A 17,518-nucleotide genomic window follows, 5' to 3' on the forward strand; every position below is an offset into this window, starting at 1 on the left:
CCCACAACCGAAGAAGAGGAACCCATGGACACGATGCGTGACCGTTTCATCGCCACCACCACGCGGCTGCTGGACGAGCATCCCCGACTGGCGCTCGTACTCGCCGAGATCAGCCGTGACGGATTCGGCCGGGCCGAGCGGGACCATCCCGACCGGGTCGTGAACGTCGGTATCCGCGAACAGCTGCTCGTCGGGGCAGGGGCCGGTATGGCGCTCACCGGAATGCGGCCGATCGTGCACACCTTCGCGAGCTTCCTGGTGGAGCGGCCGTTCGAGCAGGTAAAGCTGGACTTCGGCCACCAGGGGGTCGGAGGGGTGCTGGTGAGCGCCGGAGCCTCGTACGACTGGCCCGCCGGCGGGTTCACCCACACGGCACCCGGGGACGTGGCTCTCATGGACACCCTGGACGGCTGGACCGTGCACGTGCCCGGCCATCCCGACGAGGCCGAGACGCTCCTGCGGGAGGCCGCCGCCGGGGACGACAGGGTCTACGTACGCCTGTCGCTGCAGTCGAACGAGCGGGCCCGCCCCGCCGGCGGGGCGCGCGGGTTCACACCGGTGCGCGAGGGAACGGGCGGGGTGGTGATCGCCGTCGGACCGATGCTCGACAACGTCCTGGCCGCGACGGAAGGACTCGATCTGACGGTGTTGTACGCGACCACCGTGCGGCCGTTCGATGGCGCCGGACTCCGCCGGGCGGTCGGTGACCGGGCCACCGCCGATGTCGTGATCGTGGAGCCGTATCTGGCGGGCACCTCGACGGCGGCCGCCAACGACGCACTCACCGCGGTCCCCCATCGCGTCCTGGGGCTCGGCGTGGCCCGCCAGGAGCTGCGACGTTACGGGCGGATGGAGGAGCACCTCGCGGCGCACGGCCTGGATCCGCACGGCCTGCGGGACCGGATCGGCGGTTTCCTGGGCGGGTGAGCCGGCCGGGTCGGCAGACACGTCACGACGCCGCGAGGAGTTCCCCGTACCACGCGAGCGTCTCGTCGACCGTGGTCGCAAGGGGGCTGGGGATCAGCCCGTACGCCTTCTCGATGGCCGTGGAGTCGACGATCTGGGCTTCCGTGTGCTGGTAGAACATCTCCGCGTACTCGGCCATGAACACGTCGTCGAACGGGCCGAACGGGCGCGGCTGCGCCACGACGGTCAGTTTCAGGGCGCGTCCCACGCGCTCCTCCACCATGGTCAGGATCTGCCGGGTGGTGAGCGCCGGGGCCGTGGGCAGGTGCCAGACCCTGCCGTCCCCGTCCGGGTTCTCGCCCAGCGTCGCGAGCCCGGCGGCGACATCGCCGATGTACGTGTAGCTGTGCGGCAGGTCGATGTCACCGAACGCCGGGACCTCTCCCCCGGTCAGCGCGGCCGGGAACACCGCCGCGCCCAGGGTGGAGTTGAGGACCCCCGGCCCGACGAAGTCGGCCGACCGGCCCAGCACGACGGGCAGCCGGCCGTCCGCGTGGGCGGCGAGGTATCGGGTGTCCAGCTCGGCACGCATCCTGCCCTTGCGCGTGGTCGCGTTCCAGGGGGTGTCCTCGGTCATCACCACACCGTGCGTCTCGCCGTACGGATAGAGCGTGTCGAGGACGACGAGGCGGGCACCCGCCGCTTCGGCGGCAGCCATGACGGCTTGCTGGATGCGCGGCATGACCTCGACCTGGAGGTGATAGGCGACGTTCACGCAGTGGTACACGACGGCCGCCCCTTCGACAGCCGCCCGGGCACCCCCGGCGGTCGCCACGTCGGCGGCGAACCGGTCGACACCCGCCGGGGCCGCTCCCCGGCCCGAGCGGTCGACGAGCCGCACGGGGTGGCCGCGGCGGGCCAGTTCCGCGGCGAGTGCGGTACCGGCGGGGCCGGCGCCGAGAACCACGTGGAGGTCATGCGTTGCGGTCATGGGGGTGCTCCTGAGTCCTGATCCCGGAGGAGCGCTACCGCCCCTCACTTCTGTTAGAGACAGTAACTCTCGCTACGATGCATCGCAACCCTGACTGTTAGACTCCGTAACTGAAGTGAGCTTGCCTAGCGAAAGGGGACCGGGATGGCCGAGGCACAGCAGGGGCCGCGGGCCCGGTACCGGGAGCAGACCCGGGCCGAGATCAAGGACGCGGCGCTGCGGCAGCTCGCCGACGGCGGTGTGGCGGCCCTCGCCCTCACCCGGATCGCCAAGGACATGGGCCTGTCAGGACCGGCGCTCTACCGCTATTTCGCCAGTCGCGACGATCTGCTGAATGCCCTGATCAGGGACGCGTACGACGACGCGGCGACCGCGATGGGCGTGGCGGCGGCGCGTTCGGAGGCCGCCGCTCACGGCCCGCGCGAGCGACTGCGCGCGCTGGCCGCGGCGTACCGGAGCTGGGCGGTCGGCGAACCGCACCGCTATCTGCTGATCCAGGGCTCACCGGTGCCGGGGTACGTGGCACCCGCCGACACGCTGGAGCGCGCCCGCGCCGTGCTCGGGCCGTTCCTGCCGGTGTTCGCGGGCGGGGTGCCGGGCGCGGGCGTGGCCCCGGTGGTGGCGCAGATGGCCGCCTGGCTGGGGTCGGACGCCGGCGTGGGCGACTGGGTCACCGCATACGCGACGGACACCGCCGGTGACCCGGCGGCCAAGGCCCGCGCGCTGGCCGGCGCGGTGCTCGCGTGGTCGCAGCTGCACGGATCGGTGGGCCTGGAAGTGGCGGGTCAGTTCGCGGGGATGGGCCACGAGGGCGACACCCTCCTCGCCGCCCAGACCGACATGCTGGCGGACGCGTTCGCGCTGGCGTGAGGGCCTCGCGCTGGCGGGAGGGCCATAGGGAGACGGGGGCGCCGGACGGGGTCGAGGCCCGGCGTCCGGCGCTCAGGTTCCGAGGATGTTCTCCTCCCGCTGGTGGATGTGCCCGACGAGCTCCTGCGCCAGGGCCTTGATCGTGTCGAGTCCCGCCCGCCCCCACGGGCGGGGCACGATGTCGACGGCGCAGACGGCCCCCAGGGCGATGCCCGTGCGGTCGATGAGCGGCGCCCCGAGGTAGGAGCGGATGCCTATGTCGTCGACGACCGGATTCCCGGCGAAGCGCGGGTAGTCGCACACGTCCTCCAGGACCAGCGCCTTGCGCCGGACGACGACATGCGGGCAGAAGCCGTGATCGAGGGCCACATAGCGGCCTCTGCGGCCGCTGCCCGCCGCCACGGCCCCCAGGTCGGAGCCTTTCCAGGTGCCCGCCGGGGTGTGCAGCCCGGCGAAGAACTGGCGGTTCCCGTCGATGAAATTGACCATCGAGAACGGCACCCCGGTCACTTCGGCCACCCGGTCGGCGAAGGCGTCGAAGTTGTCGAACGAGGCGTCGTCCCGCTCCCCCAGGCCGAGGCTGCGCAGCCGCTGGGTCCGGACCCGGGCGTCGCTGTCGACGGGCGTCAGCAGCAGGCGTCCGAGAGCGTGCGGGGTGGTCACGGATGGACTCCGTAGCTTCCGTGGCCGGTCAACGGGACCGGTTCGGCGGTGGCGTTGATGAGGTGCTGGACGAGGGTGACCAGCGCGCCGGTGCCGGAACTCGCGATGCGTGCGTCGCACAGGACGACCGGAACCGCCGGGGCCAGGTCGAGGGCTGTCCGCACCTCCTCGGGGCCGTAACGGAACGCGCCGTCGAACTCGTTGACCGCGACGATGAATCCGATGCCGCGCCGTTCGAAGAAGTCGACGGCCGCGAAGCACTCCTCCAGTCTCCGGGTGTCGGCGATCACGACCGCTCCGAGCGCGCCCTGGGAGAGTTCGTCCCACATGAACCAGAAGCGCTCCTGTCCGGGCGTGCCGAACAGATAGAGCACGTGCTGCTCGTCCAGCGTGATGCGGCCGAAGTCCATGGCCACGGTGGTGGAGGTCTTGGACTCGATGCCTTCGAGGCTGTCCGTGGCCGCGCTGACCTGGGTGAGCAGCTCCTCCGTACTCAGGGGCGCGATCTCGCTGACCGCGCCGACGAATGTCGTCTTGCCGACGCCGAAACCGCCCGCCACCAGCACCTTGAGCGCGACGGGGAAACCCTCGGAAGGGCCGGGGTCGTCCCCGTAGCCGGACGTGCCGGTGTCGTCCCCGTAGCCGCTCCCGTACCCGGCGTGGCCCGGCGGGTCCGCGTACCCGCCGCTGTCCGCGTGGTCCGGGTACCCGCCGCCCGGGGCATCCGCGTAGCCGACGTGTCCGGGGCCTGCGGTCCCCGCGTAGGGGGCGGAGCCGTCGAAGCCGTCAGAGCTGTCGTCGTAAGCCATCGAGCACTGCCTCCAGCAGGGATCGGTCGGTGGGCATGTCATGGAAGGCGGGCGGGTGCGCGGTGACGGCGCCGCAGTCGACCAGGTCCGAGAGCAGGACCTTGGTGACGACCGCGGGCAGCCGCAGGTGTGCGGCGATCTCGGCCACCGAGGTGGGTCCGCCGCACAGCCCGAGCGCCACGGAGTGCTCGGGGCCCAGGTGCGTCTGCGGGACGGCACCGGTGGCCATCACCAGGGAGAGCAGATCGAGCACGGTCGTGGGACGGGTACGGCCGTTGCTCACGGTGTAGGGGCGGATGAGGCGGCCTGCCGCATCGTCGAGCAACGGCCCGTCCTGCGTGGCCGGCATGATCACAGCCCCGAGGCGCCCGGCACCCCGGCCGTTTGTCTCGTCGGCGTCATCAGGTAGGGCCGGACGCTCTTGACCAGCATCGTCATCTCATAACCCAGCACGGCGGCGTCGGCGTTCCGCCCGGCGAGTACGGCCAGGCAGGTGCCGGAGCCGGCGGTGGCGACGAAGAGGAGCGTCGAGTCGAGCTCCACCACCACCTGGCGGACCTCTCCGTTGTCCCCGAACCGGGCCCCCGCGCTCCGGCCGAGCGAGTACAGGCCGGCGGCCAGCGCGGCCATGTGGTCGGCGCTGTCGGCGTCCATGCCGTGGAGGGATTTCACCAGCCCGTCGGCGGAGAGCAGGACCGCGCTGCGCGTGTACGGCACGCGCTGGACCAGCCCGCTCAGCAGCCAGTCGAGGTCCGAGACCTGACCGGATGGCATGTCGGTCGCCATGGTGCATCTACTCCTTGGTGGTGTTCGTGTTCGCTTCGAGTGGGTCTTGGTCGCCGTGGTACGAGCCGGCTCCGAGCAGTTCCACGGGAGCGGCCCCGCGGACCGGCAGCGGCTCCAGCGGCGCCCGGCCCGGCGCGGGCGCGTCCCGGCCGTTCCTCATGTCCTTCGGCCCGTCGGGGTCCGTTGCGGCCTCGGCCTCCGACGAGGTCTCGGCCTCGGACTCCTCACGTGCCTCGGCGAGATCGATGCCCCGCCGGAAGGCCGCCACCAGGCCCGGGTCGTGCAGGGTGAGCTCCTCCTCGGCGCGCGGTGCGGGAGCCTCCCTGAGCTGCGGGACCAGGCTTTCCTGGTTGGCCCGCTTGGGGAGTTGGGGCCGGCCCATCGTGCCGCGCACGGCCCCGGCCCCGGTACCGGTCCCGGTCTCCTGAGGGAGCGCGGGGATCGCGTCGCCCGCGGACCGGATGCCGGGGACGGCGTCGGCAGGCGCGGGCCGGTCGAGCCGTTCGGCGCGCAGCGGGAGCGGGGGCCCCTCGCCCCGACGCGGCGTCTGCTGCGGTCCCTGGTGCATCCGCAACTGCTGTTGCTGCTGCTGCGGTACATAGGGGCGTCGCTCCGGCTCGGGAGCGGTCGCCGGTTCGGGGGCCGGACTGTGACGTGCCGCGGTGTCGGCCGGGGGCGGCGGGCGGTGCACGGGACCGAGAGGTGGGGCCGGCGCGCCGGTGGTCTCGCCGGACACGTCCTCGTCGGCACCGAGCAGGGACTGAGGGAGGACGAGCACGGCCTGGGTGCCGCCGTAGATGTTGCTCTGGAGTCGTACCGCGATGCCGTGCCTGCGGGCCAGCGACGCCACGACGAACAGCCCGATCCGGCCGTCCTGGAGCAGCCGGGCGACATTGACCTGGTCGGGGTCGGCCAGCAGGGCGTTCATCCGCCTCTGCTCGTCGCCCGGCATGCCGAGACCGCGGTCCTCCACCTCCAGGGCGAGGCCCGCGGTGACGCGCTGGGCGCGGAGCAGGACCTGGGTCTGCGGGGCGGAGAACACGGTGGCGTTCTCCACGAGTTCGGCCAGCAGGTGGATCACGTCGGCCACGGCGTGCCCGCGGAGCGTCCCGTCGATCGGCGGGACGAGTTTGACCCGCGGGTACTGCTCGACCTCGGCGATCGCCGAGCGCAGCACCTCCGTCATGGTGACCGGGTTGCTCCACTGCCGCCGGGAGACGGCGCCGCCGAGGACGGCGAGGTTCTCGGCGTGCCGGCGGATGCGCGTGGCCAGGTGGTCCACGTGGAAGAGCCCCTTAAGCAGATCGGGGTCCTCGACCTGGTGCTCGAGCTCGTCGAGCAGTTGGATCTCGCGGTGCACGAGCGACTGCAGGCGGCGGGCGAGATTGACGAACACCTCGACCTTCTGGTCCTCGCCGGTGTGCTCGGACAGCCGGAACGCCTGGACCACGGCGGTCACGGCACCTTCCTGCTGACGTCCGAGCTCCTGCGCGAGCAGCTCGAAGGCGTCACTGCCCGGAACGGCCGGCTGCGGGGGGCGCCTGGCGGGCACGGGTTCACCGTTGCGGAGCTGTTCCACCACCCGGTGCAGATCGGCCTGGCCCTGCGCGCTGACCCGGCGCAGCGCCAGGCAGCGGCCGAGGACGGTGGTGGCGACCCGGTTGGCGGCCAGGAAGGCGGCGACCATCGCGGCGACCGCCAGGGCGCCCGCGGCGCCGAGCGCCGTCCAGAGCTCCCTGGAGGGCCGGGCTCCGCCGGAGCGGGCGGTGAAGATGACGGCCGCGGTGCCGGCCAGCGCGACGGCGACGGCCGGCAGCACCGCGGTGCGCAGGAGTTGGGGGCGTATGCGCGCCTCGGGAGACGGCCGGGCAGCGCGCGGCCTGGCCGCGGCCGAGTGGGAACGGGGACCCGGTCGGCCGTGCCGCCCGCCCTCTCGTCGTTCCGGTCGCGCGTCGGGTGCGCGAAGTTGAGACATCAGCGTCCTCGGTACGTGGGGCCCCAGGAATCGGCATCCATGTGGTGGCACCTACGGTGGTCGGTCGTTCTCGGGTCATCGGCCGGGCAGGCTCGGAGAATATGAGCCCACCGTTGATCACCGAGCACACACGGTAGTCGCCCTGGGCGAGGGTGCGACGGGCAGTTGTGGAACTTGCCCGCCATCCGTCCCGCTCTGGTATGACCTCTCGCACGAGCGACCGATTTCGCCGGACGAATGCCCGGCCGACCGGCACCCGATCGGCGGTACCGCGACGCCTGGAGGCGGTACCACCCGCAGATGCGGCAAGCCCCCTCGACCGCCGTCGAGGGGGCTTGCCGGGTGTAGGCAGCAAGGGCGCGTGGAGAACGTGCAACCGCCGCCCGGAGAGCGGGCCCCGCAGCCGGTGCGTGCGATCGCGAGGCACGCGAATGGGCGCGGGGCGGGCGGGACTTCCAGGACACGCCTACGCCGAGTAGCCCTTCGGCGGAATCAGCGTGGCGAGCTGGTCGAAGGAGATCCAGTAGATCTGGTTGCCACTGAAGGAGGCGGGGTCGGCTATGAGAACGGTGCGGTCCACCTCGTCGTAGCCGAAGACGGTGAAGTAGTGGTAGATCGTCTGGTTGGAGGGATACCCAGGAGGCTGGTTGCCGGGCGGGGCCACGATGTTGGCCACCAACGGGTAGTTGCGGTCGATGTCGAAGACGATGTCGTACCAGAGCAGATCCCGCTGGGCCTGGGTGGGCGGGTCGTTCGGCATCTCCTTGGTCTCGTACCAGCCCCCGCCGAGATTCGAGTTGAGCACCCTGGTGACCTGGCCGATGTGGTCGGTGCCGTTCTGGGTGGTGCCGAGCTGCCATGCCAGGTCTCCCTGGCTGGGCGGTGCCATCCGGGCGGAGAGGGCGATGCGGGTGGCGGCCGGACCGCACCAGTAGCCGGTCTCCTGGACCTGGTAGTCGATCTGCAGCCAGTGGGCGCTCTGCGTACGTCCGGCGGCGACCTCCAGCCGGGTGCCCGGCTCGCCGTGTCCGCTGACTACGGCCGTGCCGGCCTTCGAGCCGTGCGCGAGCACGGAGACGGACGGGGCCTGCGGTACGGGCGACGCCTGGGCCAGCGTGGGCTGGAGGAGGGCCCCGACGGCGGCGACGGTGATCGCGGTGGACACAAGTCTCTTGCGCATGCAGGCTCCTGAGGAGGGTGGGGGTGGCCTCGCGGGCAGAAACGCGTTCGGGAAACCGCTCAGCCGTACGGGTCGGCGGAACGACGGGAAGAAGCGTCGCCGCTGCCGCTCGAAGGGCGCAAGCGCCGAAAGCACAGGCTTACGCCGTGGCTTGAGGACTCGTCATGCCCTGACCATCACGACCCGGAGCTGATGCTCAGCACTCGGGCGACCGGCGGGTCCGCTCCTCGACGGCCAGCAGGGCCCTGCCTTCGGCGGTCGCCATGTGCAGGGAGCGCCCGCCCTCGCGCACCGTGACGACGAGCCCCGCCGCCCGCAGCACGTTCAGGTGCTGGCTGACGGCGGGGTGGGTGACGCCCAGGAGCCGGGCCGCCTCGACGGTGGAGCAGCCGGTGCGGGTGGCGCGCAGGATGCCCGCGCGGGTGTTCCCGAGCAGGGGCCCCAGGGGCGCGGGGCCTTCTGCGGAACGGGCGCCGGAAGGGGTGGCAGGCACCGGTGCGGCCCAGTCCGCGGCATGGTGGATCGGATAGACGAGAACGGGCGGCAGGTCCCCGTCGGCCAGCGTGATCGGCGTGGGCCAGCAGAAGAACGACGGCTGGAGGACGAGTCCCCTGCCGCGCAGGCGCAGATGCTGATCGACGGGATACGTCACTTCCAGGACGGGGGGACGCCAGCGGAACTGCGGCCCGAGCCCGGCCAGCAGCCCTTCGGTCCCCCCGTCGAGCAGGCTGTGCAGCCGGAGGGCACGGTCGGCGTCGATGTGGGCGTGCACACGCTGCCAGTACGGGGCAAGCGCCTCACGCTGGTACGCACCCAGGGCTCCGCCGAGCCGCCGGAGCGCAGCGGTGTCGCCCCCGGCCAGTGCGCCGACCCATGCGGGGAGTTGGGAGGATGCCGCCAGATGGTTCAGGTCGGTCCGCAGCCTGGGGCGCGGGGTACTCATCAAGGTGTCGAGGGCCGCCTGCAGTGTGGCGCGGTCGCCGGACGTGGGGGTGAGGAAGTCGGGTGAGTAGCCACGCGGGCGCAGCAGGGAGGACAGCAGGCGGGGGCTGCCGGAGAGCCGCGGCCGTACCCAGTGCCGCCAGTCGCCGAAGACCCCTTCCCCGTCACGTCTCTGGAGGGTCTGCACGCTGTTGCTGATCTCCCAGAGGAAATCCGGGCCGGCGGCCACCCTGACCCTCGCCAGGTCCTCGGACGTGAAGTGGACCCGCAGCATGGCCGCTCCCCCGGGAAGTGAGCTCCTCCGCGCGCAGCGTACCGCCGTTCGAGCGGCGCCCCACCCCGTGCGCACGTCACCGCGCCGGCCGCACGCGGACCCCCACCCCGTGCGCACGTCACCGCGCCGGCCTCCCCGCCGCGCCGCCCGGGGGCGGTCGCCAGGGCGGCCGGCGCTGACGTCTCATGCCTGGGCGGCCGGGTCCCGGTCTCGGTCGGGGGCGGCTACGGCCTTGGCCCCGCCGGGGAGCGGAACGTGCACGGGGGGCCAGTTGCCCCATCCCGGTGCCGGTTCGGCGGCCGCGGCACGCCACCACGGCTCGACAGCCGGTGTGGCGGCGGGTTCGAACGGCTGGCCCGGTCGGGGGGCCGCCATCGTCACGCCGGCGAACTGCGTGGCGCGCATGGACCATTCGGCGGGCTCGGCCCACGGATGCAGGGCGAGGTTGAACGTGCCCCAGTGGATCGGCAGCATGACGCCCGCCGAGGGGTCGTCGCCCTGGAGGTCGAGATGGGCCCGGACCCCCTCGTCGGGGCTCATGTGGATGTCGGGCCAGGCGCCGGGTTCCGGCTTGCTGTCCGTCTGGCCCTTCGGCCAGTACTGGCTGTACGCGCCGATCTGGATCATGGTGGCGTCGAAGGGGCCGTGCGCGGCGCCGATCTCCTTGAACCCGGGGAAATAACCGGTGTCACCGCTGTGGTAGATCCGGTGCTCGGGGCCTGCCACGGCCCAGGACGCCCAGAGTGTGTGCTGCTGATTGCGCAGCCCGCGGCCGCAGAAGTGCCGGGCGGGCGTGGCGGTCAGGCTGATTCCGGCGACGGTCGTGGACTCGTTCCAGTCGAGCTCGTGGATCCGGTCCACCGGCACACCCCAGCGCTCCAGGTGCGCGCCGACGCCGAGCGGTACCGCGAAGACCGTGGCGGTGCCCGCGAGGAGGCGGATCGTCGGCAGGTCGAGGTGGTCGTAGTGGTCGTGCGAGATGACCACCACGTCGACCGGGCCGAGGGCACCGAGCGGCACCGGCGCGGGGTGCACACGCTTGGGCCCGGCGAAGGCGAAGGGGGAGCAGCGCTCGCCCCAGACCGGGTCGAAGAGCACGCGGCGTCCGTCGATCTCGGCGAGCACACTGGAATGCCCCATCCAGGTGAGCCGCAGACCGGAGGCGGGGGGCTCGGCGAGGTCGGCGAGGGTCGTGGCGTGCACGGGCACGGTCCCGCTCGGCGTCCTCAGGACGCGCTCCTCCTTGCGGAAGTAGACCTTCGCGAACTCCAGGGCCGACCCCGAGGGTCTGATCTTCGCCCCCACCGGGTTCTGAAAGGTCCCGTCGGCGAAGTTGGGGGAACGGCGGATGCGCTCCATCCGGGCGCCCACCGAGTCGGCCCCGAAGGCCGCGGGACGCAGCGCACGCAGCCTGGTGCGAAGCGGAAGCTTGGAGTCAGCGCCGGTCACAAGATCTCCTGAGGGAGTCGGTATCGTCTCATTATGGACAGGGGGGACGGCTGCGCGAGAGCGGAGCACCCAACGGGATGGCGCTGCGGACGGATCCGTTCAGCCACGCTGCTGCCCGTACACGTGCTCGACGTGGAGGCGCAGGACGATGCGCCGGTCCCTGACCATGGCCTTGCGGTAGTCGTCCCAGTCGGGGTGCTCGCCCTGGACGTCGCGGTACAGCGTGATCAGTTCCTCGACGGTGGCGTCGTCCGGATCGGCCGCCACCGGGGTGAGCTCGGCCGTGCCGTCCACCACCGTCCAGGCCCACCGGTCCCGACTGGTCACGTGGTAGCTCGCCCGCGGGTCCCGCGACAGGTTACGGGTCTTGGCTCGGCCCTCGGTGATCGAGACGCGGACGATGCGCTCGTCGGGGTAGTAGAAGTGATTGACATTGGAAAGCTGCGGCCTGCCGTCGCGCCGGAGCGTGACCAGCACACCGCCGTCCTCCTCGGCGACCAGCCGTAGCAGCGCCTGCTGCTGTGCATCGAATCCCGTCATGCCGAATCCAACGTCCGGTCCGCCCGCAGGATTCCGCATCCGGGGGGCGCTCGTTCCTCGTACGGCCGGATCCAGCCACCTTCGGGGGTGGCCGGCACCTGCCCCACCGGCGCGCTCCGGCCACGGACCGGCGAGGCGGCGCAGGTCTCGTTGACAGCGCGGCCCAGGCTCCCAATACTGACTGGCGATTCAGTAAATGACCGTCGGCCGGCGCCAGGGGCTGCGGGCCCGCTCCCCCGGAGTCCCGGCAAACGCCCGGAATCGCGCAGGCTCCCGGATTCCCCCGGCACCGCCCGGTCCCTTCCATACCGCCACGACCGAGGAGTGCCCCCGATGACGACACCTCCGGTGTCCCCGCCCGCCCCGCTGATCTCGCTGACCTGGACGGACCACGTCACGGGCCGCCAGGGGCACCTCGTCGTCGACCGCCTGGTCCGCGGGGTGTCCAGCGGCGGACTGCGCATGCGGGCGGGCTGCACTCTGGAGGAGGTGGCCGGGCTGGCGCGCGGCATGACCATGAAGGAAGCGCTCCACTTCGACGCGGACCGGCCCGGGGCGCGCTACATACCGCTGGGCGGCGCCAAGGGCGGCATCGACTGCGACCCCCGCGACCCGGCGGCGTACGGCCTCCTGGTGCGCTTCCTGAGGGCGGTGCGTCCCTATGTGGAGAGCGTCTGGACGACCGGCGAGGATCTGGGGCTCACCCAGGACCTCATCGACCGGGCGGCAACGGAGGCCGGGCTCGTCTCCACCGTCCAGGCGGTCTACCCGCTGCTCGACGACGAGGCGGGGGCACGCCGACGGCTGGCCGACGCCTTCGCCGTCGACGTGGACGGCATCGGCCTGGACGAGCTGGCCGGCGGCTGCGGAGTCGCCGAGGCCGCGCTCGCCGCGCTGGACGGGGCAGGGGTCGCCCACAGCGAGGCCCGGGTCTCCCTCCAGGGCCTCGGCACCATGGGCGGGGCGACCGCCCGGTTCCTGTCCCGGGCCGGCCTCAGGGTGGTGGCCGTCGCCGACGTCAAGGGCACCATCGCCAATCCGGCCGGTCTCGACGTCGAGGCACTCCTGGGTGCCCGCGACGCCTACGGCACGGTGGACCGCGACGTGCTGCGCTCCGCCGATCAGGAGCTGTCCGCCGACGCCTGGCTGACCCAGGACGCGGACGTGCTCGTCCCCGCGGCCGTCTCCTACGCCGTCGACCTGACGAACCAGGCCCGCATCACCGCCCGTTGGGTCATCGAAGCGGCCAACATGCCCGTCCTGCCCGAGGCCGAGGCGCTGCTCACCGCACGCGGGATCACGGTACTGCCCGACGTGGTCGTCAACTCCGGCACCAACGCCTGGTGGTGGTGGACCCTGTTCGGTGACATCGGCGCCGACGCGGACGAGGCCTTCGCACACATCCGGCGCTCCATGCGCGCCCTCATCGAACTGGTACTGGCCCGCGCCGTAAGGGACAACTGCACGCCGCGTGCTGCGGCGCACGCCGTCGTCGCCGACCGGCTGCCGGTGATCGCCGACCGTTTCGGCTGGTACCGCTGACCGTCGGCACGGAGCAATTCAGGGGCCGCGTACCGTCACCGGCCCCGCCCCCGGACCGTTCCGGAGCGGGCATTGGTTAGGGTGACGGCGTGGCCAGAGTGCGGTTGGGTGTGGCGGAGCGACGCGAGGAGCTGCTGCGCGCTGCCGTCGAGCAGATCGAGGTACGGGGCGCCGCGGCGGTGAGGATCGCCGATGTCGCGTCCGTGCTCGGTGTGAGCAACGCCCTTGTGCTCTACCACTTCTCCACCAAGGAGAAGCTGGTCGCCGCAGCCTTCGCGCACGCCGCCGAGGCGGATCTCGCGCATCTGCGCAAGCTGCTGAGCCGGCGCACCAGCGCGGTCCGCAGACTGCGTGCCGCCGTGCGCTGGTACGCGCCGACGGGCCAGGCCAAGGGCTGGCGGCTGTGGATCGAGGGCTGGGCGGTCTCCCTCCGCGACCCGGCACTGCGTAATGTCGCGGGCGATCTCGACCAGCAGTGGAAGGCGGAGCTGGCCGAGGTCATCGAAGAGGGCGCCGCCGCGGGCGAGTTCCAGTGTGACGACCCCATGTCCGTGGCCTGGCGGCTGACCGCGCTGCTGGACGGCCTGGCGGTGCAGATGACGTCGTACGCGGGCCCGCTGTCCCGGGCCACGATGCTGGAGTGGACCGAGGAGGCCCTCGCCCGCGAACTGGGCATCGACCACGCGACCCTGAAGGCCTGACAGCCGGGCTGCCTGCTGCCTGCTGCCTGCTGCCTGCTGCCTGACAACCTGACTGCCCGACTCCCCGACAAGCGCGTGGCGTCGACTTGAGCCGATGGCGTGAGCCGCCTGGCGAGCCGCCTCACCACCGCACCCACCGGCGCCTGCTCCCCCGGCGCCGGTCAGGTCTGACGCACAGGGGCGTAGGACTCTCCCTGCAGCCCGAACGTCCACGCCACGCCTTCTTTCGCCGTCCTGGTGCGCGGCGGCACCCGTAGCCAGTACGTGCGGTACGTACCGTCCGGCTCGGGCGTGGAGTTGACCACCTCCACCATGACCACGTCCTCATCGCCGTCGAGCGGGATCCGCCAGAGGACACCTGTCTCGTCCCGGTGCACCGGTTCGGCCGCGGACTCGGTGAGGTAGCGGTCGTACCCGTAGAACTCCAGCATCACGCGGCGCAGTTCCGCGTTGTCCTCGGCACGGATCCGCCCGGGAGTCAGGGCGCCCAGCCCCGCGAGGAATTCGGCGGGGACGGGCATGCCGCGCCAGGCGTACAGGGCGAAGCCGTCGCGGTAGGCGAGTGCCGGGCCGTCGCCGCTGTCCAGCCGGCCCGCCTCGTCCCGGTGCAGCGCATCGGGACGTTCGCTCAGCACCACGGTGCGCTCGTAGGGCCACCACCAGCCCGCGTTCCTCGCGACGGCCGCGAGACCGGCGAGCCGGTCGCCCCTGCCGTCGAAGGCGGCGAGCCAGGCCGCGTCGTGCTGGCCCAGGACTGCGTCGAGCAGCAGCAGCCGGACGCCCGGCTCGTCCTCGGGCTTCGCGGCGAGGTCGGCCACGACCCCCGCCCGTATGCGGTCGGCGAGTGCGGACGTGGTCTCCCAGAGCTGGGCGCCGGTGGCGGACCACAGTGCCGACCAGCCGGCCGGGCCCAACTCGTCGTACGTCCGGCGCCGTTCCTCCGCCCAGGGCCGGGTCCGTACCTCGTCGCGGACCGACCGCCCCGCGTCGTTCAGCTTCTCCAGCATCTCGACGGCGGCCCTCGGTGATTCGGCCCAGACGAACTCCGCCGGCTCGGCCAGTCCCGCGCTGCGGTAGGCGAGCCGCACCCCGTCCTCGGCCGCCGCCCGGTCCGCCGCGCCGGTCGCCGCCGCGACGGCCCGCCATGAGTCCACGTGCTGCATCGGTTTCCCCGTCCCCTGTTCCTGTGTTCGTGTGTTCCTGTGTCACTGATGCCCGTGCGCTTCTGAACCGAGCGGGACTCTCAGTCCGCGACGACGCGCACCGCCCCCGGCGCGTACTCGCGCTGGCGAACCACCCGGAACCAGCCCTTCGGCAGCGAGATCACCGCATGTTCCTCGTGCACCACCCGTCCGCCGTCCGGAAGGTGGAGCAGCATCGGGCCGAACACCCCGGCCTCCCGGATCAGCCGCCCCGGCCCCGGCACGGCGTGCGCGTGTCCGGTGACCTCACCGAGCGCGAGGACCAGCCGGCCGCGCCCGTCACGCAGTTCGCCCTGTGCCTCCAGGAGGTTCGCGGGCACCGCGGACTCCTCCAGCGCCATGATCAGTACATCGCCCTGCCGGTACACAGACGTCTCCCCTCCGCGACGGCACCCGCTGTGCCGGCCACGTGGAAAACGCTACGGCGGGGGTCTGACAACGAGCCGGTGAATGCCGGCGGACGGGCCCGGCCGGCCCGTTGTCAGTGGGCCTTGATACACCTTGCGGACATCAATCCGTCGCCGTCATCAGGAGCTCAGGGCCATGTCCGATGCGGACCACCTGCACGAGTTGCTCGGCCTTCCGGCCATCGATTTCCAGTCCGGGACGAACGACAGCCCCCGCCCGGCCGCCGACGCGGCGGCCTGGCGTGTCTCGATCGAGCCGTACGAGGACGAGGACCGCACCTGGGAGCAGGAGTTCACCGCGTTCCTGGACGAGGTGGACCCGGCCGGTGTCCGCGCGCTGATCATCGGGCAGTGGGGCGAGTCGTACGAGGAGAAGTCGTCGTATCCGATCGGTCTCGTCATCGCCGCAGCCGAGCGGCTGACCTCGCTGGAAGCGGTGTTCGTAGGCGATCTGACGGGAGAGGAGGCGGAGATCTCCTGGATCGAGCAGAGCGATGTCACCGCGCTGCTCACCGCCTTCCCCGCGCTGGTGGAGCTCGGGGTGCGCGGCGGTTCCGAGCTCGTCTTCCCGGCCACCCGGCACGAGAAGCTGCGTTCGCTCACCATCGAGACGGGCGGACTGCCGGTGGAGGTGGTGCGCGGGGTGCTGGACAGCGAACTGCCCGCGCTGGAGCGGCTCGATCTCTGGCTGGGTGTCTCCGCGTACGGGGGTGACGCCGACGTGGCGGATCTGGCACCGCTCCTGTCGGGGACGCGTTTCCCGGCCCTGCGTCACCTCGGTCTGCGCAACAGCGAGGTGGAGAACGAGATCGCGTCCGCCGTCGCGTCGGCGCCGCTCGTGGCCCGGCTGCGCACTCTCGATCTGTCCTGCGGCACCCTCGGCGACGAGGGAGCCGCGGCCCTGCTGGAGGGGCAGCCGCTCACCCACCTCGACGCCCTCGACCTGCACCATCACTTCCTCACCGAGCCGATGGAGCGCCGGGTCACGGAGGTGCTGGAACCGCACGGGGTGCGGGTGGATCTGTCGGAGCGCTGCGAGCCGTGGGGCGGCCGCGGGGCCGAGGGCCGGTACGTCACGGTGGCGGAGTGAGGACGACGAGCCACGCTGTGGCGCGGTCAGCGAGTAGCGCGCCGCGTCTGGCGGTCGTCGGCAACCCCGGCAGCCGCCGGATCAGCCTCTTCCAGGATGCCGTGCGTGCCGCCGGACTGCCGCGGGCCCGCGCGGTGTCCTGGCTCGATGTGCTGAACGGCGAGGCGTACTTCCTGCCGGGGGAGATCGTGCGCATCGACTCGCCCGGCGAGGATCGCGCGGTCGACCACCTGCTGCGCGGGGTCGACGATCCGACGCGGGTGGAGGGCTCGGCGCTCTGGTACGCGCGCTTCACCTCGGCGGTACGGGACGTGGCACGGGTCGCGACGACGGCGGGCGCGCACCTGCTGGACAGCCCGGGCGACATCGCGGTGCTCTTCGACAAACGTCTCTGTCACGGCGTGCTGGACGCCGCGGGCGTCCCCGTGCCCTCCTCGCCGACGTCGGGGCCGGGCACGGCTCCGGTACGGGACTGGGCCGAGGTGCGTGCGCTGATGGCGGACCACCGGATGCCGCGGGTGTTCGTGAAGCCCGCGCACGGGTCCTCCGCCTCCGGGGTGATGGCCGTGGAGACGGCCGGTCCCGGCCGGATCCGGGCGACCACCTCGGTCGAGCGGGATCCTGCCGGACGGCTCCACAACTCGCTGCGGGTACGCCGCCTGACGACGGAGCGGGAGGTGGCGTCGATCGTCGACGCGCTCGCGCCGGACGGACTGCACATCGAACGCTGGCTGCCCAAGGCCTCGCAGCGGGGACGGGTCGCGGATCTGCGGGTCGTGGTGGTCGACGGCCGCGCGACCCATGCCGTCGTGCGCACCAGCCGGTCCCCCATGACCAATCTGCACCTCGGCGGTGCGCGCGGCGATCTCGACGAGGTGAGGTCCGCCGTCGAAGCGGCGGGTGGCAGCTGGCGCGACGCGCTGGCCGTGTGCGAGAGAGCGGCTGCCGCTTTCCCGGACACGCTGTGCGTGGGCGTGGACCTCCTGCCGGCCACCGGTTGGCGGCGCTTCGCCGTCGGCGAGGTCAACGCCTTCGGCGATCTGCTGCCGAGACTGACCGGTCTGCCGGGCAGTGGCGCGGAAGGCCTGGACACCTACGCGGCGCAGATCGCCGCCGTACTGAACCGAGCAAGGACCCACTGTGCCCGCACAACCCCCTGAATCACCGTCGGGCGTCACCGACGCCATCGAT

At 72.3% G+C, this 17,518-nt stretch carries 18 protein-coding genes; 6 read left to right on the forward strand and 12 right to left on the reverse strand.

Annotation, left to right across the window (positions count from 1 at the left end):
• Nucleotides 1-24: 24 nt before the first annotated feature.
• On the forward strand, nt 25-927 hold the full coding sequence (locus ACFYPA_RS02820) for a transketolase family protein (RefSeq protein ID WP_389129029.1): 903 nt from the start codon (nt 25-27) through the stop codon (nt 925-927).
• Between the two features lie 22 nt (nt 928-949).
• Here the strand turns inward: ACFYPA_RS02820 and ACFYPA_RS02825 are convergent, their stop codons facing one another.
• On the reverse strand, nt 950-1,897 hold the full coding sequence (locus ACFYPA_RS02825; RefSeq protein WP_389129031.1) for an NAD-dependent epimerase/dehydratase family protein: 948 nt from the start codon (nt 1,895-1,897) through the stop codon (nt 950-952).
• A 144-nt stretch (nt 1,898-2,041) separates the two neighbouring features.
• Here ACFYPA_RS02825 and ACFYPA_RS02830 point away from each other — a divergent pair, with 144 nt between their 5' ends.
• A complete protein-coding gene (locus ACFYPA_RS02830; protein ID WP_359082116.1) occupies nt 2,042-2,767 on the forward strand; it encodes a TetR/AcrR family transcriptional regulator in 726 nt (241 codons plus the stop codon).
• A gap of 72 nt (nt 2,768-2,839) precedes the next feature.
• Here the strand turns inward: ACFYPA_RS02830 and ACFYPA_RS02835 are convergent, their stop codons facing one another.
• The 9 genes from ACFYPA_RS02835 to ACFYPA_RS02875 all read right to left on the reverse strand — a co-directional run bounded on the left by ACFYPA_RS02835 (nt 2,840) and on the right by ACFYPA_RS02875 (nt 11,385).
• Nucleotides 2,840-3,430 (reverse strand): GAF domain-containing protein, encoded by a 591-nt coding sequence (locus ACFYPA_RS02835; protein ID WP_359082117.1) that lies wholly within the window; start codon nt 3,428-3,430, stop codon nt 2,840-2,842.
• Complete coding sequence (locus ACFYPA_RS02840) at nt 3,427-3,996, reverse strand: ATP/GTP-binding protein (RefSeq protein WP_359082273.1); 570 nt, start codon at nt 3,994-3,996, stop codon at nt 3,427-3,429. Before ACFYPA_RS02840 ends, ACFYPA_RS02835 begins: the two co-directional genes overlap by 4 nt.
• Nucleotides 3,997-4,216: 220 nt before the next feature.
• The gene (locus tag ACFYPA_RS02845) at nt 4,217-4,588 is read right to left on the reverse strand and encodes a DUF742 domain-containing protein (RefSeq protein ID WP_359082118.1); all 372 of its coding nucleotides are present in this window, start codon (nt 4,586-4,588) and stop codon (nt 4,217-4,219) included.
• 2 nt (nt 4,589-4,590) lie between these two features.
• On the reverse strand, nt 4,591-5,025 hold the full coding sequence (locus ACFYPA_RS02850; protein WP_359082119.1) for a roadblock/LC7 domain-containing protein: 435 nt from the start codon (nt 5,023-5,025) through the stop codon (nt 4,591-4,593).
• A gap of 7 nt (nt 5,026-5,032) precedes the next feature.
• A complete protein-coding gene (locus tag ACFYPA_RS02855; protein WP_359082120.1) occupies nt 5,033-7,000 on the reverse strand; it encodes an ATP-binding protein in 1,968 nt (655 codons plus the stop codon).
• Between the two features lie 466 nt (nt 7,001-7,466).
• A complete protein-coding gene (locus ACFYPA_RS02860; RefSeq protein WP_359082121.1) occupies nt 7,467-8,180 on the reverse strand; it encodes a C39 family peptidase in 714 nt (237 codons plus the stop codon).
• Nucleotides 8,181-8,376: 196 nt separating this feature from the next.
• Nucleotides 8,377-9,396 carry a winged helix-turn-helix domain-containing protein gene (locus ACFYPA_RS02865; RefSeq protein WP_359311569.1) on the reverse strand — a complete coding sequence of 340 codons (1,020 nt, stop codon included), beginning with the start codon at nt 9,394-9,396 and terminating at the stop codon, nt 8,377-8,379.
• Between the two features lie 183 nt (nt 9,397-9,579).
• On the reverse strand, nt 9,580-10,845 hold the full coding sequence (locus tag ACFYPA_RS02870) for an MBL fold metallo-hydrolase (protein ID WP_359082123.1): 1,266 nt from the start codon (nt 10,843-10,845) through the stop codon (nt 9,580-9,582).
• Between the two features lie 99 nt (nt 10,846-10,944).
• Nucleotides 10,945-11,385 carry a PPOX class F420-dependent oxidoreductase gene (locus ACFYPA_RS02875; RefSeq protein WP_359082124.1) on the reverse strand — a complete coding sequence of 147 codons (441 nt, stop codon included), beginning with the start codon at nt 11,383-11,385 and terminating at the stop codon, nt 10,945-10,947.
• 333 nt (nt 11,386-11,718) lie between these two features.
• Between ACFYPA_RS02875 and ACFYPA_RS02880 the strand changes: the two genes are divergently transcribed.
• Both ACFYPA_RS02880 and ACFYPA_RS02885 read left to right on the forward strand, forming a co-directional pair.
• Nucleotides 11,719-12,927 carry a Glu/Leu/Phe/Val dehydrogenase dimerization domain-containing protein gene (locus tag ACFYPA_RS02880; protein ID WP_359082125.1) on the forward strand — a complete coding sequence of 403 codons (1,209 nt, stop codon included), beginning with the start codon at nt 11,719-11,721 and terminating at the stop codon, nt 12,925-12,927.
• Between the two features lie 89 nt (nt 12,928-13,016).
• A complete protein-coding gene (locus ACFYPA_RS02885; RefSeq protein WP_359082126.1) occupies nt 13,017-13,628 on the forward strand; it encodes a TetR/AcrR family transcriptional regulator in 612 nt (203 codons plus the stop codon).
• 161 nt (nt 13,629-13,789) lie between these two features.
• On the opposite strand, the gene ACFYPA_RS02890 is transcribed toward ACFYPA_RS02885, so the two are convergent.
• Nucleotides 13,790-14,791 carry a DUF6745 domain-containing protein gene (locus ACFYPA_RS02890; protein WP_359082127.1) on the reverse strand — a complete coding sequence of 334 codons (1,002 nt, stop codon included), beginning with the start codon at nt 14,789-14,791 and terminating at the stop codon, nt 13,790-13,792.
• An 80-nt stretch (nt 14,792-14,871) separates the two neighbouring features.
• A complete protein-coding gene (locus ACFYPA_RS02895; RefSeq protein ID WP_359082128.1) occupies nt 14,872-15,198 on the reverse strand; it encodes a hypothetical protein in 327 nt (108 codons plus the stop codon).
• Between the two features lie 175 nt (nt 15,199-15,373).
• Here ACFYPA_RS02895 and ACFYPA_RS02900 point away from each other — a divergent pair, with 175 nt between their 5' ends.
• Both ACFYPA_RS02900 and ACFYPA_RS02905 read left to right on the forward strand, forming a co-directional pair.
• Nucleotides 15,374-16,327, forward strand: coding sequence for an STM4015 family protein (locus ACFYPA_RS02900; RefSeq protein ID WP_359349840.1), 954 nt, complete (start codon nt 15,374-15,376; stop codon nt 16,325-16,327).
• 17 nt (nt 16,328-16,344) lie between these two features.
• Nucleotides 16,345-17,487: an STM4014 family protein gene (locus ACFYPA_RS02905; protein WP_389129299.1), complete on the forward strand. Its 1,143-nt coding sequence runs from the start codon at nt 16,345-16,347 to the stop codon at nt 17,485-17,487.
• Nucleotides 17,488-17,518: the final 31 nt, after the last annotated feature.

Origin of the sequence: Streptomyces sp. NPDC005775, assembly GCF_042871565.1 — a bacterium.
Taxonomy (GTDB): Bacteria; Actinomycetota; Actinomycetes; order Streptomycetales; family Streptomycetaceae; genus Streptomyces.